General features: G+C 45.5%; 14 protein-coding genes. 8 read left to right on the forward strand and 6 right to left on the reverse strand.

Going from position 1 to position 23,788, the window contains the following annotated elements; genetic code table 11:
- Window positions 1-35: 35 nt before the first annotated feature.
- Together FM019_RS07830 and FM019_RS07835 are read left to right on the forward strand one after the other, a co-directional pair.
- A complete protein-coding gene (locus tag FM019_RS07830) occupies window positions 36-3,326 on the forward strand; it encodes a VPS10 domain-containing protein (RefSeq protein WP_143835372.1) in 3,291 nt (1,096 codons plus the stop codon).
- 8 nt (window positions 3,327-3,334) lie between these two features.
- Window positions 3,335-5,260 (forward strand): TonB-dependent receptor plug domain-containing protein, encoded by a 1,926-nt coding sequence (locus FM019_RS07835; RefSeq protein ID WP_143835373.1) that lies wholly within the window; start codon window positions 3,335-3,337, stop codon window positions 5,258-5,260.
- Window positions 5,261-5,595: 335 nt separating this feature from the next.
- Here the strand turns inward: FM019_RS07835 and FM019_RS07845 are convergent, their stop codons facing one another.
- Complete coding sequence (locus FM019_RS07845; protein WP_143835375.1) at window positions 5,596-6,603, reverse strand: LacI family DNA-binding transcriptional regulator; 1,008 nt, start codon at window positions 6,601-6,603, stop codon at window positions 5,596-5,598.
- A gap of 387 nt (window positions 6,604-6,990) precedes the next feature.
- On the opposite strand from FM019_RS07845, the gene FM019_RS07850 reads away from it, so the two are divergent.
- The 6 genes from FM019_RS07850 to FM019_RS07875 all read left to right on the forward strand — a co-directional run bounded on the left by FM019_RS07850 (window position 6,991) and on the right by FM019_RS07875 (window position 17,372).
- Entirely contained in the window at window positions 6,991-10,005 is a 3,015-nt protein-coding gene (locus tag FM019_RS07850; protein ID WP_409553368.1) for a TonB-dependent receptor, read from the forward strand.
- A gap of 109 nt (window positions 10,006-10,114) precedes the next feature.
- Window positions 10,115-11,665 (forward strand): tryptophan halogenase family protein, encoded by a 1,551-nt coding sequence (locus FM019_RS07855; RefSeq protein WP_143835377.1) that lies wholly within the window; start codon window positions 10,115-10,117, stop codon window positions 11,663-11,665.
- 2 nt (window positions 11,666-11,667) lie between these two features.
- Complete coding sequence (locus FM019_RS07860) at window positions 11,668-13,161, forward strand: tryptophan halogenase family protein (RefSeq protein ID WP_143835378.1); 1,494 nt, start codon at window positions 11,668-11,670, stop codon at window positions 13,159-13,161.
- Between the two features lie 16 nt (window positions 13,162-13,177).
- The gene (locus FM019_RS07865; RefSeq protein WP_143835379.1) at window positions 13,178-14,521 is read left to right on the forward strand and encodes an MFS transporter; all 1,344 of its coding nucleotides are present in this window, start codon (window positions 13,178-13,180) and stop codon (window positions 14,519-14,521) included.
- Window positions 14,522-14,523: 2 nt separating this feature from the next.
- Window positions 14,524-16,866 carry a GH36-type glycosyl hydrolase domain-containing protein gene (locus tag FM019_RS07870; RefSeq protein ID WP_143835380.1) on the forward strand — a complete coding sequence of 781 codons (2,343 nt, stop codon included), beginning with the start codon at window positions 14,524-14,526 and terminating at the stop codon, window positions 16,864-16,866.
- Window positions 16,863-17,372 (forward strand): gluconokinase, encoded by a 510-nt coding sequence (locus FM019_RS07875; protein WP_143835381.1) that lies wholly within the window; start codon window positions 16,863-16,865, stop codon window positions 17,370-17,372. Before FM019_RS07870 ends, FM019_RS07875 begins: the two co-directional genes overlap by 4 nt.
- Before the next feature lie 36 nt (window positions 17,373-17,408).
- On the opposite strand, the gene FM019_RS07880 is transcribed toward FM019_RS07875, so the two are convergent.
- The 5 genes from FM019_RS07880 to FM019_RS07900 form a co-directional block, all read right to left on the reverse strand.
- On the reverse strand, window positions 17,409-18,935 hold the full coding sequence (locus FM019_RS07880; protein ID WP_143835783.1) for an MFS transporter: 1,527 nt from the start codon (window positions 18,933-18,935) through the stop codon (window positions 17,409-17,411).
- A gap of 23 nt (window positions 18,936-18,958) precedes the next feature.
- Entirely contained in the window at window positions 18,959-20,314 is a 1,356-nt protein-coding gene (locus FM019_RS07885) for a GH1 family beta-glucosidase (protein WP_143835382.1), read from the reverse strand.
- Between the two features lie 200 nt (window positions 20,315-20,514).
- Window positions 20,515-21,369 carry a sugar phosphate isomerase/epimerase family protein gene (locus tag FM019_RS07890; RefSeq protein WP_143835383.1) on the reverse strand — a complete coding sequence of 285 codons (855 nt, stop codon included), beginning with the start codon at window positions 21,367-21,369 and terminating at the stop codon, window positions 20,515-20,517.
- Window positions 21,370-21,421: 52 nt separating this feature from the next.
- Window positions 21,422-23,158 (reverse strand): GMC oxidoreductase, encoded by a 1,737-nt coding sequence (locus FM019_RS07895; RefSeq protein WP_143835384.1) that lies wholly within the window; start codon window positions 23,156-23,158, stop codon window positions 21,422-21,424.
- 9 nt (window positions 23,159-23,167) lie between these two features.
- Entirely contained in the window at window positions 23,168-23,785 is a 618-nt protein-coding gene (locus FM019_RS07900; RefSeq protein WP_143835385.1) for a gluconate 2-dehydrogenase subunit 3 family protein, read from the reverse strand.
- Between the last annotated feature and the right edge of the window lie 3 nt (window positions 23,786-23,788).

Here is a 23,788-nt window from a genome sequence, read left to right on the forward strand (position 1 = left end):
TACCCCAAAAAACAATAAAGAGTTAGGGAAATACTATGTTTAAACGCATAAACGGCCTAATTGTGGCCGCCGCGTTGACTATCAGTTGTTCTATGTCAACCGCGATAGCAAAAGACGATAAAGATGATTCAGCTTTATCCAGTGAAACGTTTAAAGAACTGAAGTTTCGTAATATCGGGCCAGCGTTTATGTCTGGCCGAATTGCCGATATCGCCATCGACCCCAACGATGAAAGTACCTGGTATGTTGGCGTTGGATCAGGTGGAGTCTGGAAAACCGTCAATTCTGGCGTAACCTGGAAGCCCGTTTTTGATAAACAACCGGTATATTCTATTGGTGCAGTAGTGCTGGATCCGCAGAATTCGAATACCATTTGGGTAGGCTCCGGGGAAAATGTTGGTGGCCGACACGTTAGTTTTGGAGACGGTATCTATCGCAGTCAAGATGGCGGTAACAAATGGAAAAATATGGGGCTCAAAGACAGTCGACATATTTCTGAAATCATCGTTCATCCTAAAGATTCGAATACGATTTGGGTCGCTGCACAAGGCAACCTGTGGGCCAAAGGTGGGGAGCGTGGCTTCTACAAATCTACCGACGGTGGCGATACCTGGACCCGTACACTTGGCGACGATGAGTGGACCGGCGTTACTGATATTGTCATGGATCCACGAGACCCGAATGTGATCTATGCGGCTACTTGGCAACGGCATAGAACAGTTGCGGCTTATTATGGTGGTGGCCCAGGATCTGGCATCCATAAATCGGTCGACGGAGGGGACACCTGGACTGAGCTTGAGAATGGCTTGCCTGAAGGTGAAATGGGTAAAATTGGTTTAGCCATTTCACCTATGCAGCCTGATGTAGTGTATGCCGCGATAGAACTTGATCGCCGCAAAGGGGCAGTGTATCGCTCATCAGATCGAGGCGCGTCTTGGGAGAAAGGCGCTGACGCGGTAGCCGGTGGAACCGGCCCACATTATTATCAGGAACTCTATGTCAGCCCCCACTATTTCGATCATATTTATCTTGCTGGCGTGCGTATGCAAGAATCTAAAGACGGCGGTAAGACCTTCGTCACTATGAAAGAAGAGGATAAACACTCTGACAATCATGCGATGGAATTTGTTGCCTCTGACAAAAACTACATGATGGTAGGATCTGACGGCGGGATCTATGAGAGCTTTGACAATGGAGAAAACTGGCGTTACGTCAGCAACCTGCCAATAACTCAGTATTACAAAGTCGCCGTTGATGATGAAGCACCCTTTTACAATATCTATGGTGGTACACAAGATAACAACACTCAAGGTGGTCCCTCTCGTACTGACACCTTGCATGGGATTTTAAATGCGGATTGGGAAGTTATTCTTTTTGGTGATGGCCATCAGCCAGCTACTGAACCAGGTAATCCAGACATCGTTTATGCCCAGTGGCAACAGGGAAACTTAACACGTTTTGATCGCACCAATGGTGAGATGGTTTATGTACAACCTCAACCTGCCAAAGGCGAAGGTCCGGAGCGATTCAATTGGGATGCACCAATCTTGGTGAGTCCTCACAAGCCAACCCGTTTATATTTTGCTTCTCATAGGGTGTGGCGCTCAGAAGATCGTGGCGATACCTGGCAGGCCATTTCGGGCGATCTGACTGGAAATCGCGAACGAATTCGACAGCCTATTATGGGGGGCCAACAAAGCTGGGACGGTGCATGGGATATCTATGCAATGTCACAATACTCAACCATTACATCTCTGGCTGAATCACCTTTGCAAGAAGGCTTGATTTACGCTGGTACTGATGATGGTTTCATTCAAGTCTCTGAGAATGGCGGACAAAAGTGGCGTAAGATAGAAGTTGGTGATTTACCCAAGGTACCTGACACCGCTTTTGTGAATGATATCAAAGCTGACTTATTTGATGCAGACACCGTGTATGTCACCCTGGACAACCACAAATATGGCGATTTCAAACCCTATATTTTAAAAAGCACTAACCGAGGAAAATCGTGGAAATCTATTGCAGGTAACATACCTGACAAACATTTGGTTTGGCGCGTGGTGCAAGATCATGTCGATAGAAACTTGTTGTTCGCTGGTACTGAATTTGGTTTATTTTTCACGCCCAACGGTGGCAAAAAATGGGTTGAGCTGGACGGTGGTTTACCCACAATTTCGTTCCGTGACTTAGCCATTCAACGCCGTGAAAATGATTTAGTCGGTGCAAGTTTCGGTAGAGGATTCTATGTCCTTGATGACTACTCAGCTTTGCGTAACCTATCAGAAAAAGCCCTGCAACAGGAGGCGATCTTATTCCCTACTCGCAAAGCGTGGTGGTATATCGAAAGAGGCACCCTAGGCTTAAGAGATAAAGGTTCGCAAGGCGCAAGTTTATACGCCGCCCCTAATCCAGAGTATGGTGCCACTTTTACTTATTACTTAAAAGACGAATTAAAAACGCAAAAAGCCCTTCGCAAAAAGCGAGAAAAAGAACTGAAAGAAGACAAAAAGAAGATTTCTTTCCCAAGCTGGGAAGCGTTAGAAGCAGAGGAACGTGAACAACCAACTGCCATCTGGTTTACCGTTAAAGATGCTCAAGGCAATGTTGTGCGTCGTATATCAGGGCCAACCAAAAAAGGGATCCAGCGGGTAACTTGGGACCTGCGTTGGCCACCTCATGAAGCGGTGAGTATTACCGAAGGCTCTTGGTTGGGAGATCCTCAAGGCATGATGGTTGCTCCCGGTACCTATTCTTTGTCCATGAGCAAAGAGGTCAATGGCGTGGTTACAGATTTATCCGGTGAGCAAACGTTTGAGGTTGAACCACTGCGTAAAGGCGGCGCCTTGGACGGTGCAACACCACAAGAAGTCGCTGCATTTTGGAAGCAATTAGCCAATGTGCAAGGCGTCGCTAGTGCAGTCAGTGAAGCACTTGAAGGCGCGAATAAGCATTTGGCCTCTTTAGAAATCGCAATGGACAGAGCATTGTCGGCACCGGGAACCTTGGATGCACAATATACCCAACTTAGAAATAGCTTGAACGCTCTAGACAGCCAACTTAATGGTAACAAAGCGAAAAATCAGGTGGGTGCATGGAATCATCCGGGTATTTACGATCGGCTCAGCCATGCGAGTATTGGTACATTTAGATCGACCTATGGCCCAACGCCCGCGATACGCGAAAGTCTGAACATCGCGACTGAGGAATTGCGAGAGCTTAGCAAGGCACTGAATATCATCCTTGAGCAACGTATCCCTGCGTTTGAACAAAAGCTTAAAGATGCTGGCGCACCTTGGGCGCCGGGACAACCTTTGCCAACACTATAAGGCTAACTATGAGTCGTCGCACTGTTGGCGGCGACTCGATTTCGCTTTCATCTATGATCCTTTTTCCAAGAATTTTTGCTCTATTATCCTGCACAATTGGATTGCTTACACACGCATCTGAACAAGTGAACGACCATGTGCTGGTTGTCGGCAAAAAGCCGAGTTACCTGAACGACCTCAATGGGTTACTGCCTATAGACGTTGTCGATACTTCAGCCATTGAGCAAACAGGCTCTATTGCGGAATTGTTTACTGCCTCACCAAGCGTAAATTTTAATGGTCAAGGGGGACTACTGCAAACTCTCAGCATTCGCGGCCTATCTCGATGGCGCATTCAAACAATGATCGAAGGTGTGCCTATCCATAGTGAAAGGCGATCGGGTAACGCCGCAGAATTTATCGCCCCAGGTATGGTTGGCAGTGCCTATGTGTTGTCAGGCGCAGCGTCAACACAGTTAGGATCAGGCGCATTAGGTGGTGGTATCGATTTACAACTTGCCGCCACCACCACTCCAACGCTGAGCACGACGTTGGATCTGCAACAAGATTATCGAAGCATTCAGACATTAGGTGGACGAGTTTTAGAAAACAGCCGCCTTTATTGGGGGGGAAGCCTTCGTCACGCTAACAATGGTAAAGACAGCGCAAACCAGCCTCTATTCAATGGCTTTGAACAGTCAGTCATTTGGATCAGACAAACATCGGAAGAATATTCAATAAGCGATGCACTCTTTGTTATTTCGAGCGCGAATAACATAGGTAAAGCCAATTCTGATCCCATCAACAGTCGCCTAACGCGATACCCCAATAACGATCATTGGCTTGCTAAGCTGGATTTTGATTGGCTCAATGCCGGGGTTTATGCGCACAAAGCTCGCCTTGATACATCGATCGTGCGTCCAGAGCAACGAACCAATTCCCTACAAAACGCGGCCCTTGGTTGGGGAGCCAGAGTTGGCGACACGTCATTTATTGGAAATTGGCAATTAGATTGGCAACTGGCGTTTGACGCCCGTCGTGGCGTAAAGGCTTCCGAACAAGAGGCAACAGCTGAAGGAGAATTGGTATTTGATAGAACCAACCTTGATGCTCATCAGCAAGCGTGGTCATTATCGACGGATATTGTTCGGCAATTGAAAGATTGGCGCATAGCGACTGGAGTGAGACTCGAGCACATAGCCCAGCACTCTGATGTGGGAACGTCAATAAGTGTCAGTGATTCCAATCTTAGTGCTTTTTTGGTTGCTAAAAAACAGTGGTCCCAGAGCTGGTCAACTCGCTTCTATTTGAGTAGCGCATTTCGCACCCCCACACTCACCGAACGTTTCTTTTTTGGCAATACGCCACGAGGGATATCCCAAGGTGACCCTAACCTTGAGACTGAAAACGCTAAAAATATACAGCTAGATATTGATTATCAAGGGCAACATGTTTCATTGGGTGTCAGCGTATTCCATCAACAAATCGACAATTACATTGAACGTATTGATTTGAGCTCTTTGCTTCAACAATACGTTAACCTGGGCGATGCTGAAATTGATGGTGTCAGTTATCACTCTCATTGGATCTTGTCGCCGAATCTGTACCTCAAACTACATGGGCAGTGGTTGTGGGGTGAAGATAATAATGACATGCCCATCAATGATGTGAGCCCACATCAACACAATATGAAACTGGGCTGGCATCAGGACTCACATGAACTGTGGATCAACATGGCTTATCGACACGCACATCGACGAGTAGGCAGTAGTGAGTTACCCACAAAGAAAGTTGTACATTTTCGTGCCGGTTACCAGCACATGATATCGCCGTCTTTGTCCATGCGAGTGTTGGCATCAAATATCACTGATAAGGTCTATGCGCTAAGCACTGATGACTTAGCGCCCAATGCGCTGGGCCCAAATATTGAATTCAATTTAACCTATGTATTTTAGTCGGAAGTAATTTGTTGAATTCTCGCTTTTTTACTTGAAGTAGCAAACCGCTTCCAGTCACTATCACAACAGGAATAAAAATAACGAGTGCGCGCCATAAGTGTTTCGCCAGGTAGACAAAGTTTTTTAAGCACAAATCATCAACAATATAACACTTGTTACCAGACGTTTTTATAGAATCAGCACTCTTAACGTGTTCAATATTTGTTAACTTAAACATTGCTGTTTAGGTTATATGCCCAGAGCCTTAAGTTAGGTACTTGCATGGCGCTTTCTTCAAAAGAAAGCTTAAATGCTGACAGGTTCAATAATGGGTAATAGGCCTCTATGTTAATTTAGTCCTTCGTTATGCGAGACACAGATTCTCTAATTACAAGTGACGGTTCGAATGATTTGTTAATCGAGCCCATCGATTTCTTATATACATCTTCCATTATGATGCGTGCAGCCATCTTGCCCATGTCAGTAATTGGGTTGTCTACCGTGGAAAGACGGGGAAAGGTATAACGAGAAAATACGACATTATCAAATCCCATGACAGATAAATCCTCAGGCAAAGACAAACCACATTCTCGAGCAGTAGCCATTACACCTGTTGCCATCTCGTCATTTCCGCACACCACTGCACTGAATTGTATGCCGCTGTCATGGAAGTGTTTAAACCCCTCCTGGCCGCCAGTTTGCAAGTAGTCACCAGTAAAAATTCGTGTCTGATCAATACCTATCCCTGCTTCCATTAGGGCCCTTCTGTGGCCTGCTAAACGCTGTATAGCATCCTTTTTATGTTCGGGGCCAGATATATATACGATGTTCCTATGCCCATGCTCGATAACCGCTTTTGTTGCCAAGTACCCACCCAATTCATTGTTCAGACTAATACAATGATCACTAATTTGTGGAATTTGACGATTCAATATCACGATAGGTACCTTGCCCTGACTCAACTCTATCAAGTATTCGTCGGACAAACTCTCAACGTGCAGGATTAAGGCATCACAGTTACGGCCGATGAGAAATTCAATGCCTTCTTTTTCATGCAAAGGGTCATTCTCACTGGCTGTGACAACGATATGTTTTTCGAATTGTCGACACTCCGCGTCGATAGCTCCCATCATTCGAGTAAAGAAAGGACTTTTTAACTCGCTTACCAATACACCTATACAATCAGATCGGTTAGAAGCCAATGACTTAGCAACCGAATTAGGCTTGTAATTGAGCTGCTTCATCGCCCGCTCAACTTTATCTTTGGTGGTTTTTCTGACGGCGCTGCTGTCGTTAATAACGCGAGACACAGTAGCCAGCGATACCCCAGCTAATTTAGATACTTCATATATAGTTGCCATAAATCACTTCACTTACATCGACGCTTACTTATAACACACCGATAAAATTTAACACCACTTTTTTGTGTATATTCGCACAAAGAAAACACCAAAAATGTAAGCGTAATTCATTTTTTATTACTTTTTACACCAACAATCACAGTACATTTAATAGCCAAACTTAGATTCCAGACGAGTTTTATTATCCTTTAATATCAACAATATAATAATTATGTTCGTGATATTTTAATTTAATGTTAAAAATAAGTTGATCAAATACAAGTCATGAATTAGGCTTAAATGTAAGCGCTTACACCAAAATATTACAAAGCGTGACTCATTGCCGTAACAACAGCAATGAGCAATTGCACACTAAGGGCTCTGTTTAGGGGCTCCAATTAACATACTATGGGCTTATACATGAAAGCTAAACAGACTAATTTTAAACACACCTTAATCGCGAGAAGCGTGTCGGTTATTCTTGGTGTGGGTACTGCATTTCCGCTTCTTGCACAAGATGCAGATGATGTTGAAGTAATCCAGGTCACTGGTATCCGTGGAAGTGTTCAAGAATCCATGAACATAAAACGAGAATCATCGGGCGTCGTTGATGCCATTTCTGCAGAGGATATTGGTAAATTCCCAGACACTAATCTGGCTGAATCTTTACAACGTATTACCGGTATTTCAATCTCAAGAAATAATGGTGAAGGTAATCAGGTTACCGCGCGTGGGTTTGGTCCTGACTTCAATATGGTGACGTTGAATGGTCGGACAATGCCGGGGTCTGCGCTACCTGCCGGTGGCGGGGCGGCTAATTCCCGAGCATTCGACTTCTCCGATCTCGCATCAGAGGGTGTGCGTGCGGTAGAAGTGTATAAAACCGGCAGAGCAAGTATTGCCACGGGTGGTATTGGTGCTTCAATCAACATTCGTACTGCGCGTCCTTTTGACGCTGTTGAATCGGGTTTTTCAGCTACCGTTGGTATCAAGGCACTTCACGATACAACCAACCGTGTAGGTGATGATGTCACCCCTGAAGTTTCGACGTTTGTTAATTGGACTGATGAAGACGAACGTTTTGGTGTTTCACTTTCTGCAAGTTTCCAAGACCGTGACAGTGCTGCCGTGGGCGCATTCGTTAACCAGTGGCGGGTCAATCCTTTTGACGGCACTGTGCCGCAATCACCCGATCCAAACAACCCTGCCAGTGGTGCCCCCGTTGTGTTAAATAATGCTCCGGCTATGGGGCAGCTTTTCGCAATACCGTCTGATTTACGCTACTTTATCGCTGACCGAGAGCGTGAAAGAACAAACGCACAGTTGACAGTGCAATTTGCACCGAGTGACGACATTGTTGCAACTTTAGATTACACCTATTCTAAACAAGACTTATTTGAAGCCAGAGCGGAACAGTCGATTTGGATGGATGATCGCTATTTTGCTGAACTGACGTTTGATAATGAAACGGTCAAAACCCCTATTGGCATTCGCCAAGAACGTCGCGACTTATTACCGCGAGACTTAGGGTTAGCCGTTCAAGAGTTGAACCAGGTTAATGAAAACAAATCTATTGGTCTAAATGTTGAGTACAATGTCACCGATGATCTGTTCTTGGCATTTGATTTCCACCGTTCTTCAGCTGATGGTCTTCCCGATGCGCCCTATGGTACTTGGACCAACCTTGGTTTAGGGGCAAATGTTGTGCGAGGTCAAGGTGTTGACTTTAGCGGCGAATTCCCAATCATGTTAGTTGATTTTGATGACGAAGCTCGTGGGAACTTGAATCCAAATGGAGTTCTGGATCAGGACGATGTCGGCACATCGATTTTGGACATGCAGTTTAGTTCCCAAGAAACCGACGTAACTCAAGCCCGCATTGATGGTCAGTACATGTTTGATGACGGAAGTATTAATTTTGGTATTGAGTCACGTGCAATGGAAAGCACATCCATGCAGTCGCTTACTCGGCATACAATGGGTAACTGGGGTATCGAGAACCCTGGTGAATTGCCTGCTGGTATCCTCTCTCCCATCAGCCTCGCTGAAGAATTTAATGACTACAATACCAGTGGTATCTTTAGTCAAGGTTTCACTGGCAATGTCGCCGAACTGGGTGCATTTGCTTCGCAAGCATATGGTTTTGATTTTGTAGCAAACAATCCATTTGCAACTAATCGAACAATAGAAGAAGACATCACTGCACTTTATTTTGAATTTGATATTAGTGGCGAGCTTAACGGCATGCCTTACGACGTTCTTGCTGGTGTCAGATACGAAGATACTGAAACAACGTCTATTGCCAACATTAGCTTACCAAGTGGTGTTGCATGGGAAGGCAACAACGATTTTAACGTGCGTTTCGGAAGTGCCATGGAAGATGTGAGCGTGACGTCCTCTTACGACCATGTTCTGCCTGCTTTAGATTTTAACCTTGAAGTTGCTGAAGGCATGATGGCGAGGTTCTCATACAGTAAAACGATAGCCAGACCCACCTATAACAACCTCAGTGCAGCAGCAACAGTGAGTCCTCCAAGCGGCCCTACGTTGATCACCGGAGAGGCAACCGCAACAGCTAGTTCGGGTAACCCATCGCTTGTGCCACTAGAGTCTGACAACTTGGATTTGTCCTTTGAATACTATTTCGATGAAACAAGCTACGTGTCTGTCGGCTTCTATGACAAACGTGTGCGCAACTTCATTGGTAACGAACAGGTTGAAGAAAGCGTATTCGGATTACGTGATGCCACCGCTGGTCCTCGTGCTCAAGCAGCGCAAGCCGAATTGGAGCGCTTGGGCATTCCACTAAGTGATACCACGCTATTCAATATGGTTGCGGCTATGGAAAATGGTATTGATTACTTCTCTCTTAGTGATGAGCAGTTTGAAGCACAATTCGATGTATTGCCTAACGATAGCGACCCTTTGCTAACATTTATTAACGCTAAACCCGTTAATAACAAAAGTGCCAATATCTATGGGTTCGAATTAGCTGCGCAACATTTCTTCGGAGACAGTGGTTTCGGCGTCCATGCTAACTACACAACCGTAAACGGCGATGTAGGCTTTGATAATAACGCCGACCCGTCTGTTACACAGTTTGCACTAGTTGGTTTGAGTGATACGGCAAACTTGATTTTGATGTACGAAAAAGATGCCATTCAAGCGCGGATTGCCTATAACTGGCGCGACAACTTCCTCGACAACGCAACACAATATGTCAACGAACCGGGTTATACGGAGTCCTTGTCGCAAATAGATTTCAACATTTCTTACGAAATCAACGACACAATGACGGTGTTCCTTGAAGGGATCAATATCACTGAAGAGAACAGTCGTCGACATGGTCGAACGTCTGCTCAACTATGGCGCTTGGAACAATTAGGTGCCCGCTACGCTCTGGGTATTAGGGCCTCGTTTTAAGCCACTGTTTCTGTGAAAGTCGTGTGTGTGAGTCTGCCAAGGATGGCAGCTTCCCTTAGGGATCGACACAGGCTATTCTGAAGTTAATAATCACAACCAGTAACTGTAAATGCATAATCATCATATTGTCATTGTTGGCGGCGGAAGTGCCGGTTGGCTTACTGCTGGACTGCTAGCAGCACGAATCACTGCTCAGCGTTCACAAGGTATCAAAATCACGGTGATAGAATCCCCAGATGTCGCGACAATTGGTGTCGGTGAAGGCACATGGCCATCTATGCGGCACACACTGCAACAGATTGGCATACCAGAAACCCAATTTATGCTGCATTGCAACGCGTCGTTCAAACAAGGTTCAAGTTTTTACGGATGGCGTTCGGGTGAAAAAAATGACTACTACGTACATCCGTTTACGACTCCACCGGGTTATGCAGAGCTAGATATCGCATCGGGTTGGCGAGCATTGCACCCAGACCGAGCCTACTCAGATACCGTAAGCGCACAATCACAAGTCTGTGCATATGGTAAAGCACCCAAACAACTTCAAACACCAGATTATGCTGGCGTGACCAATTATGGATACCATTTCAACGCGGACAAATTTGTCGAATTGGTCAAAAACCATTGTATTGATCAGTTAGGCGTGAATTGCTTAGTTGATCATGTTGAATCCGTTACGGCACATCCAAACAATGATATCGATGCCGTCACCTGTAAAACACATGGCATGGTGCAGGGGGATCTTTTTGTAGATTGCACTGGCATGCGTTCCCTGCTAATTGGCCAGCATTTTAACGTCCCTTGGATATCACAACGCCATGTACTATTTAACGACTCTGCTGTAGCGGTTCAGGCCCCCTATGACTCTGCACAAACTGATATTGTTTCAACAACCCTAGCCACAGCGCAGTCCGAAGGCTGGATTTGGGATATTGGTCTAAGCAACCGACGGGGTGTAGGTTATGTTTTTGCCAGCCAATATACCGATGCTGCGACTGCTGAGCAGTCGCTGACAGAATATCTAGCACGCTCAATGAGTAAAGATGCTATGAGCGCATTAACGCCGCGGGTCTTGCATTTTAAACCCGGCTACAGACAAGAATTCTGGAAAGGCAACTGCGTAGCAATTGGCATGTCTTCGGGTTTCATCGAACCTCTAGAGGCTTCCGCTCTTGCTATGGTCGAGTTATCAGCGACGATGCTCTGTGACCACTTACCTAGTCTAATGACGCAAATGCCCACCGTGCGCAAGCGATTCAACCAACGCTTTCGTTATCGTTGGCAAAGAGTAATTGATTTTATCAAGCTTCATTATGCTATCAGTGAGCGCACAGACAGCGAATATTGGCGAGACAACCGCAGCCAAAATAGTATTCCAGACTCTTTGCACGAATTATTAGAGCTTTGGCGCCACCAATCACCCTCTAGGTATGACTTCATCGAAAACGAAGAAGTCTTCCCATCAGCCAGCTATCAATATGTATTGTACGGAATGGACTATCACACTCAATCCACTTCGTTGTCCACTGCTGAACTTGAACACTGTCAGCAATTATTCGCAAAAAATACAGAGTATGTTTCTCGCCTGTTACAGGGATTACCTTCTAATCGTGATTGGCTGACAGCAAAATCCCAAAGTGGATTGGCACAAACAGGTTAAAAATGAATACGACTTATCAAAATTCTGTCAAACGGGTGATTATCGCAGGGGGCGGCACTGCAGGTTGGATGACCGCAGCCGCCCTATCAAAGTTAATTGGCAAATCACTTGATATTACCTTGGTGGAATCAGACCAAATTGCCACCATAGGTGTGGGTGAAGCGACCATCCCACCTATCCGCACCTTTCATCGATTGTTAGGCATCGACGAACGAGACTTTATGCGCGCCACACAAGCGACCTTCAAATTAGGCATTCAATTTGAAAATTGGCGCACCGCAAATGACGTATACATTCACTCATTTGGTGTAACGGGCAGAGAGTGTTGGGCCGGTGAATTCCATCATTTTTGGCTAAAAGCGCAACAGCTTGGTATTGCCGAAGCGTTTGGCGATTATTGCTTTGAGCTTAAAGCGGCACAGCAACAGAAATTTGGCTTCAACGAGCAGAACCCTATCAACTTTGCCTATCATTTAGATGCTATTGGCTATGCAAAATTCTTACGTGTGTTCGCTGAAAAGCATGGCGTAAAACGGGTTGAAGGTAAAATCGACAAGGTGAGCGTAGATCAGGCAACTGGATTTATCTCTAGTTTGAGTTTAGACAAAGGTAAAACGCTCACCGCTGACTTGTTTATCGATTGCACCGGATTTAGAGGCTTGTTAATTGAGCAAGCACTGCATTCTGGGTACGAAGATTGGTCGCACTATATGTTGTGCGACAGTGCCGTGGCAATGCAAACTTCACCCACAGAGGCGCCATTGCCGTACACGCGCTCAATCGCTCATGATTCGGGCTGGCGGTGGCAAATTCCACTGCAAAACCGGGTCGGAAATGGCATGGTGTATTCCAGTTCTCACCTGTCAAAAGAACAAGCGGAACAACGTCTACGTGAAAATGTCACCGGAGAGCCGCTCAATCAGCCCAATCATATTCGTTTTCGTCCTGGAAAACGTAAGCAACCTTGGAAGAAAAACTGTATTGCAATTGGTTTATCTTCGGGATTCATTGAACCCCTTGAATCAACCAGTATTCACCTTATCATGACATCTATTGTCAGGCTCATGCGGCTATTTCCATTTGACGGTGTAACTCAGAGTGCAACCGACGAATACAATCGCAAACTTGGCTGCGAAATGGACTGTATTCTCGACTTCATCACAATGCACTACAAAGTGACTCAGCGAGATGACAGCGAATTCTGGCGCTACTGTAAGCAGATGGATGTACCTGATTCTTTGGCGCACAAACTCCAGTTGTTTGAAGACACTGGACGCGTGTTTCTGGATGAATTTGACATATTTAGAGTCGACTCCTGGACCCAAGTGATGTTAGGCCAGGGCCTAGTGCCTAAACAGTTTCATCGTATCGTAGATGAAATGGACCAAGCTGAATTGTCGCGTTTCATGGCAACCATCAAAAACGATGTGGACAAACGCTTAACTTCACTACCCAGTCACACCGAATTCTTATCTCATTACTTAAAACAACAATAAACAAAAGGAAAGTAACATGCACGTGCCGTTAAAAGAGAAGCTCGGTTATGCGATGGGCGACGTAGCCTCCAACTTCTACTGGCGCGTGTTTGATGTGTTTCTATTTATCTTCTACACCGACATCGTCGGCCTATCTCCTGCCGCTGTTGGCACTATGATGTTGGTAACTCGCCTCATCGATGCGTTCACTGATCCAATGATGGGTGCACTGGCTGACCGCACTAAAACCCGATTTGGCAAGTTTCGCCCCTACCTATTGTGGGGCATCATTCCCCTTGCCGCGGCCGGCGTATTAACTTTTACCGTACCGGATTTGGACCAAGATGGCCGCCTGATTTGGGCCTACGCAACTTACGTTTTTATGATGCTAGCCTACACCTTTATTAATGTTCCTTATGGTGCACTGTTGGGCGTAATCAGTCAGGACAGTCAACAACGAACAGCGCTAAGTAGCTTTCGATTCATTGGCGCCTTTTCAGGCGGCACAATTGTCGCTTATATTACGCCGGAACTGGTAAGTTGGTATGGAAATGGAGATGATGCAGTAGGCTGGCAACTTACCATGGTTACCTATGGTGTTATCGCCGCCGTTTTATTCAGCATCACTTTCTTATCTTGCAAAGAGCGTGTGCAACCCATAGCGAAAGAAACCCATTCGGTTGTGCAAGACATCAAAGACTTATTGCACAATAAACCCTGGATCGTGCTGTTTTCTCTGGCACTGATCATCATGCTCACCATTACCATCAGAGCCAGTGTCGGCACCTTTTATTTTAAGTACTTTGTCGAGCGAGAAGATCTGATTGGTCTATTTACCGGGTTATATATGATTTCGCTCGCCATTGGTGCTGCCAGTACCCCGTTACTGACAAAGCTTTTGGGTAAAAGGCAACTGTTAATCCTGCTTATGTCACTTGTCACCGTGTTTTCAGTCATGTTCTATTTTGTTGAAAAAGACCAGATTGAACTTATATTTGCGTTACAAATCGCCATTGGTTTGTGTTTGGGACCAAAGTCTCCCTTAGTTTTTTCCATGTATGCAGATACTGCAGACTACTCCGAGTTAAAAACAGGGCGACGCTCAACGGCTATGGTTTTTGCCGCCGCGGCATTCTCACAAAAACTCGGTGGCGCTTTGGCTGGCGCTTCCATTGGCTGGGTATTGGCGGCCGTTGGATACCAAGCAAATGTTGTGCAAACCCACGAATCCAATCATGGTATCGTTTTGCTCATATCCATCATTCCTGGCGTATTTGCACTGCTATCTGTGTTTTGTATAACCCTTTACAAATTGAGTGAACAGCAGATGGTTGACATTCATCAACAGTTAGCGCAACAACGCTCCACTCAAGGAGCCTAATTATGCCGTCTGGGATTTATTCGATTAATTCAGACACTGCGTCAGTCAATTTACATAGTCCAACCGCAATACCCAATGCATGTGGCTTCTTGTGGAATCCCAAAATGATGATTCAGATGAATTGTCGAGGTTATGCGGTTGCCCAATTCATGCAGCCTGAACCGGCAAAATATGCGCGACCGCCGAACATTGAAGCGCAAACCTTCATGCAACCAGAACATCACTACTTTGCTCATCACCCTGGGCGTTTTGTTTACGTTAAAGAAGCAGGGAAATCGCTGTTTTCTATGCCCTTTGAACCAGTAAGGCACGCTCCGGAGATATACTTGTTTGAACACTTTCAGAATAAACTGCGCTGGGTGATCGAAGAGCAATCTATCCGTTATACTTTAACGCTAACGCTAGCAGAAGATGAAGCTGTTGAACATTGGACATTGAAGATTGAAAACCTCAGCAAGGTTGCCCGGAGTTTGTCAATCTATCCGTATTTTCCTTTCGGTTACATGTCGTGGATGAACCAAAGCGCAGTGTTTTCGCCAGAGCTTAACACGATAATTGCCAGCAGCATTACGCCTTACCAAAAAGTCTCTGACCAAGCGAAAATCAGTGCATTAAAGGACAAATCGTTTTTCGCTTCAGATCGGACGCCAGATAGCTGGACAGCGATGCAACAAAGCTTTGAAGGAATGGGCGGATTGCAGCAGCCTGATGGCGTGATGCAACCAAAGTTGCCACAACAAAACGCGTGTTACGAAGTACCTACTGCGGCAATGCAATTCGACTTAACCATTGAACCAGGTGACTGTGAATCCTTTCAGTGGTTGTTTGGTCCCGCTCATAACGAAGATGAAATCCGCGGCTTACTCTCTATATTCAAGGGCCCAAACAACCAGCCCGACAGTGCAACCAATGCACCGATTGAGATTGACTGCCCCGATACAGATTTTAGCACCTTTGTGAATACGTGGTTACCACGTCAGGTGAAGTATCACGGAGAATCTAACCGCTTAACAACCGATCCACAAACGCGCAATTATCTGCAAGATCAAATGGGGATGCTTTATCTCAATCCTGAGAAAGCAAAAGACGCATTCCTATTTGCCCTGCGGCAACAGCATTCATCGGGCGAAATGCCAGATGGTATTTTGCTGCATCCCGACGCTGAACTGAAATATATCAATCAAGTTCCCCATTCAGACCACAATGTATGGCTAATCATTTTCCTTGATGCTTACATACGAGAGACGGGCGACAGGCAAATATTAAATGAGTTTTGTCCCTACGCAGATGCCGGGGCAGAGACCGTATTCGACCATGTAGAAGCTGCGATGCAGCACCTATACAAGAACTTGGATGAACGAGGGTTATCGCTGATTCATCAGGGCGATTGGTGTGATCCAATGAACATGGTGGGTCACAAAGGAAAAGGTGTTTCGGCTTGGCTTAGCATGGCCACATCCTACAGTTTTAAGTTGTGGTCAGCCTTATGTGAGCAATCAAACCATTCAGCAACAGCAGAGTATTGGCGAGCGTGCCAAAACCAACTGAATCAACAGATCCGAGAATTTTTTAAGCTTGGTAAATGGTTTGCTCGAGGTATAACTGACGACAATAACGTGTTTGGAATAGAAACGGATGTTGAGGGGAAGATATTTCTTAATCCTCAGAGCTGGGCAGTGTTATGTGGCGCCATAGAGAATGAAAATGAACTCAACACAATCATTGAGCAAGTCGAAAAGCATTTGTACACTCCCTATGGTCCCATGTTATTGGCACCCAGTTACACCAAGTTCCGCGCTGATATCGGCCGCGTAACCCAAAAATCTCCCGGCGTGGCTGAAAATGGAAGCGTTTACAATCATGCTGCTGTATTTTATGCGTGTGCACTGTTTGAAGCTGGGTTCGGAAACAAGGGTTATGCAGTGTTGAAAAACATGTTGCCATCTGAAGAAGATGTCTCGCAAAGAGGCCAACTTCCGGTCTACATTCCAAACTATTACCGGGGAGCCTATTTTCAGTTTCCACAACATGCAGGACGATCCAGTCATTTATTCAACACGGGCACGATGGCATGGTACTACCAAACCGTCATTGAAGGTTTGTTTGGATTAAAAGGTGGTGTGCAAGGCTTATGTGTTGCGCCCCAATTGCCATCGGATTGGCACAAGGCCTCGGCAGCGAGGTGGTTTAGAGGCGTTTACTACCAAGTTCAGTACGAACGCGATACTGAGGTCACAGACATTCAGGTTTCAGCCCAAGGTGCGAGCGTCATTCAACAACATTGGGTATGTGAACCCTACAACAAACATGTTTCGGTTGTCGTTAAGTTACCGGTGAGCCCATGAAACCTTTTCACCTCATCATAATCATGGGCGTGAGCGGAAGCGGCAAAACCACCGTTGCACAGCAGTTAGCCGATGAAATTGGTGCTTCATTTCTGGATGCGGATGACTTTCATTCAGAGTCTGCTCGACAGCAAATGGCGGCTGGAGTGCCGCTAACGGACGAGCAAAGGTTGCCGTGGATAGGCAGAATAATCGAATTTATTGAGCAAAACCTGACAGAAGATAAGTGTTTTGTGCTGGCTTATTCAGGACTGAGGAAAGCGCATCGAAAGTTATTCTTAGCACTCCCTTATTCTGTTCAGTGCATTATGCTGCAGACGTCTAAACAGGTGATTGCAGCAAGGTTACAAAGGCGCTCAGAGCACTTCTTTGATGCCAATTTATTGCATTCGCAATTTGAAAGTCTGGAATTACCCAACGATGACGAACACATTATGTTAATGGACGCCAATCAGCCACTAGCAAGTTTGAAGGACTCACTAACAGCGCGTCTGGGCTTTAACTGAATTATCTTTGAAAGCCGTAACAAGCCGATACTAGCGTTATACGCTTGCCCGCCTGGCAATCAGTTCAGTTGTCATAGTCGCCTGCATCTGGTTATTGATGGGATAAGCCATCATCACCGCTGCTCCGAGTAAGGCAAATACAGATGGGATGACGCTCATTAACAACAGCATGCCAGGTATAGACTGCACCGCGGTATTCACATCCATGCCGTTATAACCATAAGACGCGAGTACCACCAGCACCAGCGCACCAGCAAAGCCCCCTCCGGTTTTTTGCACGAAAGTGCCTGCGGAATATACTAACCCAGTTGCACGGCGACCTGTTCGCCATTCGGAGTAATCAGCAGAATCCCCTAACATTGAAAAGAACAAAGTGGGCATCATGGCAGCAAAAAACTCAGCACTGCAACCGAGAATGAAGATCAAGGAGATTTGCTCGGCACCCACTAAATACATTGACGTTGTCAAAACAGCACTGGCAATCAATGCCATGATAAAAACTTGTTTTCGCCCCCACCGTTTGACGAAAAATTCAGTACACAATGCACCGATGACAGACACGATCAGCAGCGCTGCAAAGTATTTACCTGCAAGTAGCTCATCACCGACATAATATTTAAAATAATAGGCAACAACACCATACTTGATGCCATTAAACATCATCGTTAAAAAACCCAGTGCCAGTAAGATAAGCCAGGGTTTGTTGGATAATAAATCCACCATATCCTGTTGCACGCGAGAACGTTCACTTTCTGGTTGATTCTTCAGCCTTTTGATAGCAAACGCTGTAAACGCTGCTATCAGCACTAAAAAAACAAAGGTAGGTAAACTGCGATAATAGAAAAACAAGGTAATCGCCAAAAGTGGCAGCAGAATAAATGGCAATTGTTTACTTAAATCAATGACTTCGCGGGACAAAGATGAGTCAGTGCTAGCCACAGGAACAACACGCTCTTTGGTGCCGGCAACAGTAATTAACATTAGAAACATGAGTAGCGCAGAAAACACATACATACTGTATTGATAGCCAATCGCATCATTGCCACTTCCAAAGTAAGCAACCATGTCGGGGAGGAAGCCCATCACAAACAGACCACCTAAAAATGCACCCGCAAAGCGAAATCCAGACAACGACGTACGTTCTACGTCAGAGCTAGTCATCACGCCCATTAACGCCGAATACGGCACATTGTTAAATGTATACGCCAGTGTCAAGCCAATGTAAGTAGCGTAGGCATAAATGAGTTTGTTTTGTGCCGACCAATCAGGGGTGGTGAAGCACAACACCATAAACAACCCTAGAAAAGGTGTTGATATGAAGATCCAGGGTCTAAACTTTCCCCAGCGCGTATTGGTGCGGTCGGCAACCATACCCATAATAATGTCCGTGATGCCGTCCGACAATCTAACAACCAGAAAAAGAAGTGCCGCTGCACTGGCTGAGATCCCAAATGTGTCAGTATAAAAGACGGCAAGATAAGCAAGTGCACCACGCCAAACCAAGTTTGCGGCTGCATCACCAAGTGCATAGGCGATTTTTTCTTGTAGTTTTAGTTGTTCAATCTGCATCTCGACAATCTCTACTTTTATACGGCTGTAGCGAAATTACGTTTTTCAATCAATCCACGATAGGCATGAGCACTGGCTTTAAACGTACGTTTTTGCGTAGCATAGTCAACATGAATTAATCCGAAACGTTTTAAATAACCCTCTGCCCATTCAAAATTGTCCATCAGGCTCCAAGCAAAGTACCCGTTGATGACAACACCACTTTCCATTGCGTCGTGCACCGCCTTTAAGTGCATTTGGTAGTATTCGATTCGGTCAAGATCATAGACTTGACCATCTACCATTTTGTCATCCATTGCCGCCCCATTCTCTGTAATATAAATGGGCGGTAGTGAGTACATCTCGTGCAATCTGGTAAGCAAGTAAGTCAGTGCTGCCGGATAAATTTCCCATCCAATGTCTGTCTTGGGCGATAAATGAGGATGTTCAAAGTACAACTGGGCGGGATCATCCGAGGCCGAATACCTTAACCGGGTGTAGAAATTAATCCCTAAAAAATCCATCTTTTGCTGCATGATTGAAAAGTCGCCCTCTTGAATTGGCGGACGATGAGCCTCAGGCAGTTTGTCAATCACATCTGGATAGCAACCATCAAATAAAGGTTTTATGTACCATTGGTTAATGTATTGATCAGCATCGTTGGTTGCTATGAGATCTGCTTCATCATTAGAATATGGGTAACAAGGAGTAAAATTCAGTACTATTCCTGCCAGCGCCTTTTCGGTGTTTCGACGAATAGCTTTCATCCCCAGGCCGTGGGCTAATAAAATGTGGTGTGCAGCAGTACGGCCTTGACTCACCCCTGTAAGCCCAGGTGCATGCACGCCTACTTCATAGCCTAAATAAGCCGAGCAAAAGGGTTCGTTGAATGTCGCATAGGACTCCACAGAGTCCCCTAACCGGCCAACCACTGCATCAACATACTTTTCGAATTCAAAGGCTGTGTCACGATTAAGCCAACCACCTGCGTCTTCCAAATATTGTGGCAAGTCCCAATGGTACAGGGTCACAAAAGGACGAATGCCCTCTGCCCGCAATGCTTCAATCAATTGTTCATAAAATTGAATACCGTTCTCGTTTAGCTCGCCTTGTTGAGTCATCACCCGTGGCCATGAAATCGAAAATCGGTATGCATCCACTCCCAACTTAACTAAGATTTTCACATCGTCTCGAAAACGTTTTATGTGTTCGCAAGCAATCAAGCCATGGCTATTGTCTGCAATCTTGCCGGGCGTTGCGCAAAACGTATCCCAAATACTGGGTAGACGCTCATCAGCACTCCCTTCGATTTGAAATGAAGACGTTGCAACACCGAATATAAAAGAACGGTCCATCATCGGAGACTGAGAAGGGAGTTGCAAAGCTTTATTCATGGTACTCACTCAAACTGGTAGGGCAAACATTTAAGTCGCCAAAGATTAAAAAAATGTTAATGAATACAGTTTATAGCTTAATTCAACCGCAAATGAAAGCGCTTTCATTAAAGTGCGCATTTATTTTCCATTTTGTATTGGCATACGAGGCTTACCAACAGGCAGGTTAAGTGCTGAGACTTGTTGCGAAATGCTTGGTTTTAGTGATTGACGGTTTGACCATTTAGCTTCATCAAATAACGAATACTTTCGGGTACCTGCAACATCACTCTTGATGATTCATCTTCAATAAAAAAGTAACGTATGCCCTGTTGCTTTGCGACTTCAACGACTTTGTCGATTCCCACGTCACCGGTGCCTAACACGACATTCACTTCAACATCAGCACGACCATCTGAACTATCAGGTGAGCCATGTTTACGATCCTTTAGATGCAATGAAGTAAATTTACCCGGGTATCGCGTAAGAAAATCCACAGGATCCTGACCACCTTGTTTAATCCAAAATACATCCATTTGGAAGGTCGCGTGTTCAACATTATTCAACATATAGTCGAGAATGGTGCCATCTTCGTATGGGAAGAATTCATAACCATGGGGATGGTATTGCAGCGTCACGCCGTTGGCAGCAAGTATCTTGCCTGCCTTGTTAAGTACATCAACAGCGGCCTTTGCGTCCTCAATGCTAAATACACCTTCATGGGGAATCCAATAAAAGGTTGCGAATCGAGCACCGTAGAATTTCGCTTTATAAGCTACAGCAATCGGATTGTCTCTGACTTCTTCATAACTCGTATCAGCACTGACAACTTGCACGTGGTGGCGGTCCAACAACGCTTTAAAATCACTCAATGAATGACCATAGAGATTCCCACCGCCCTCGACTGAGTGTAATCCCCACTCTTCGACAGCCGCAATCGCTGCAGGCAGGTCTTTTTCCATCTGGTGTCGCAAGCTGTATAGTTGCAGGCCAATTTCATGGGCGAACAGCGTTGATGAGATCGAGGTAGTCAGTAATATCACACTGGCCTGAAGGGCTAATTTTAATTTTTTCATCGTATTCTCACATAGTGCTGTCAGTCTGAACCTGCAACCTTGGCAGATACACTTAAATTCGTCTTTGCTTCATTTCCTGAGCGCAAAAATCTACGGCGCGAACGGTTAACGCCATAAAGGTCAATGACGGATTAACCGTCGCCGATGAACAATAAGAAGCTCCGTCAGTCACAAATAGATTTGGAATATCATGGGCTTGGTTATAGCCATTGAGTATTGAGTCTTTCTTGTCACGGCCCATTCGCGCGGTGCCCAGCTCATGAATGGCTGACCCCGGAGGGTTTGAGTCGGTTGTCACACGGCTAGACACATGCTTTACCCCCACCTTCTTGAGCATCTTTTCACATTCTTCTGCGCAATCTTCCATCATCAACTTTTCGTTTTCAGACCACTGCACATTGAAATGCAGTTGCGGCATTCCCCACTTGTCTTTGTTGGTAGGATGGAGGGTCACTTGATTGTCAAATCGGGGCAGCATCTCACCCTGCGCATAAAACCCAAAATACCAATCACCTGGACGGGTTAGACTCGCTTTGTAATCAGCGCCGATGCCATCTTTTTGCTCAGCGCCCTTCCAATTACCTCGGCTTGCGCCGCCACCCAAAGCATAACCACGCACATAATGTTTTTTATAGCGGCTCGGTTCAAACTGGAAATTTGGTACATAAATACCCGTGGGTCGTCGGCCCGAGTAATACTCGTTATCAAAGCCTTCAACTATGCCCCCGGCATTAGCATTATAATTGTGGTCCATTAGATAATGACCCAGCACACCTGACGTATTGGCAATCCCATTAGGGAATTTGCGCGAAGTCGAATTCAGCATAATTTGCGTCGACCCTAAGGTTGAAGCACATAGAAAAACCACTTTGGCAAAGTATTCACGAGTGGATAAATCTTTGTCGTCTATGACTCTGACACCCTTGACGCGGTTAGTCTTTTCATCGTAAATCACACTGTGAACGATGCTGTCAACGGCGATGGTCAAATTGCCAGTGGCTGCGGCAAAGGGCAACGTCGAGCTCTGTGTCGAAAAGTAGGCTCCGAATGAACACCCTTTATGGCACTCATCACGCGCTTGACACATCACCCGACCATGGCTCATATGATATTCCGTTGGCACCGATAAGTGTGCAGTTCGTCCCATGACCATTGGACGTTCTGGAAAGTATCGCGCCAATTGCTTTTGCAGATCCAATTCCACTTTGTTCATTTCAAAGGGCGGTAACGTATCACCGTCAGGGAGTTGAGCCAGCCCATCTTTTGCACCAGAAATACCGGCATGTTTTTCTACATATTGATACCAGGTCGCCAAGTCTTTGTAACGAATAGGCCAGTCATTGCCATGGCCATCCGCTTTATTGGCGTTAAAATCGTACTCGCTCATACGATAGGATTGTCGGTGCCAAGTGAGGGATTTCCCTCCCAATTGATTGCCTCGAATCCAATTGAAATCGGTGTTTTTTTCCGTGGAATAAGGCAAATCCCTGTCATTGCCAAAAAAGTGTTTGGTCGCATCGTTAAACGCGTAGCATTTTGACTGAACTGGGTGTTGTTCCTGCGTTAAGATATTATTAACTTTAGTGCGCTCAGCAAATGTCCAAGGGCCTTTGCCTTCGGTTATATAGTCTTTTCTGTGTTCGACTTTACGACCACGCTCTACCATTAGCACTTTGAAACCACGTTCGGTGAATTCTTTGGCTGCCCAGCCTCCAGTGACGCCGGATCCAATCACAAGAACATCAAATTCTTGTTGGGTGTCTTTTACAAAAATGTCGTTCACTTGCATTAATATTGCCTAATAATAATTCAATGAGCCATAGACTTTGGTTTCCGCTGTCACTGGAACTGAGCCCTTGTAGCCGCCAGGCACTGCTTGATAATTGAGTACCTGCGTGGCGCCAATCTCACTGGTGAAATAGCCAAAAAGAATGAGCCCCTTGAGAAACTTAAAATCTGCATGTAACGTCTCTGGAAACCCGTCTCTGCTTTCGATTTTAACCAGAAGATCAGTTTTCTGTTGCGGAGTCATCTTAGTGTAGGAACTTACCTTGAGGGTTTGCGCACGGCCTTCTACTGTATTGATAAGTTCTCTCACCGATTGTTGTTGTTGTTTTGAATGACATTGGCTGAGTTGATGGTCGATAAATCCGTGACAATCTACGTCTGCTGCACCGGGTGTATCCGTGCGCGGCAAGACAGTTTCACACAGCTCGCGCAATACCTGCATTTGTTTTTTATTCAACACTTTACCATCACTTAAGTGGCTATCATTTTTAGGTGTATAAGCTAACGCAGATGTTACGCCTGTTGCAGTAACTAAGGTCGCAGCAACAGAAGTACCAAGGGTGGCGCCGAGTTTTTTTAAAAACCAGCGTCGGCTATCCTGCGAATTTGAGATGTTTTGTTTACTCATCAC

Origin of the sequence: Aliiglaciecola sp. M165 (assembly GCF_007197995.1) — a bacterium.
Taxonomy (GTDB): Bacteria; Pseudomonadota; Gammaproteobacteria; order Enterobacterales; family Alteromonadaceae; genus Aliiglaciecola.

Excerpts from the sequence above, each read along its gene's own strand:
- FM019_RS07895 (WP_143835384.1), bottom strand. The coding sequence starts at position 23,158 with ATGCAAGTGAACGACATTTTTGTAAAAGACACCCAACAAGAATTTGAT.
- FM019_RS07890 (WP_143835383.1), bottom strand. The coding sequence starts at position 21,369 with ATGAAAAAATTAAAATTAGCCCTTCAGGCCAGTGTGATATTACTGACT.
- FM019_RS07835 (WP_143835373.1), top strand. The coding sequence starts at position 3,335 with ATGAGTCGTCGCACTGTTGGCGGCGACTCGATTTCGCTTTCATCTATG.
- FM019_RS07875 (WP_143835381.1), top strand. The coding sequence starts at position 16,863 with ATGAAACCTTTTCACCTCATCATAATCATGGGCGTGAGCGGAAGCGGC.
- FM019_RS07855 (WP_143835377.1), top strand. The coding sequence starts at position 10,115 with ATGCATAATCATCATATTGTCATTGTTGGCGGCGGAAGTGCCGGTTGG.
- FM019_RS07870 (WP_143835380.1), top strand. The coding sequence starts at position 14,524 with ATGCCGTCTGGGATTTATTCGATTAATTCAGACACTGCGTCAGTCAAT.
- FM019_RS07850 (WP_409553368.1), top strand. The coding sequence starts at position 6,991 with ATGGGCTTATACATGAAAGCTAAACAGACTAATTTTAAACACACCTTA.
- FM019_RS07830 (WP_143835372.1), top strand. The coding sequence starts at position 36 with ATGTTTAAACGCATAAACGGCCTAATTGTGGCCGCCGCGTTGACTATC.
- FM019_RS07845 (WP_143835375.1), bottom strand. The coding sequence starts at position 6,603 with ATGGCAACTATATATGAAGTATCTAAATTAGCTGGGGTATCGCTGGCT.
- FM019_RS07900 (WP_143835385.1), bottom strand. The coding sequence starts at position 23,785 with ATGAGTAAACAAAACATCTCAAATTCGCAGGATAGCCGACGCTGGTTT.
- FM019_RS07865 (WP_143835379.1), top strand. The coding sequence starts at position 13,178 with ATGCACGTGCCGTTAAAAGAGAAGCTCGGTTATGCGATGGGCGACGTA.
- FM019_RS07885 (WP_143835382.1), bottom strand. The coding sequence starts at position 20,314 with ATGAATAAAGCTTTGCAACTCCCTTCTCAGTCTCCGATGATGGACCGT.
- FM019_RS07860 (WP_143835378.1), top strand. The coding sequence starts at position 11,668 with ATGAATACGACTTATCAAAATTCTGTCAAACGGGTGATTATCGCAGGG.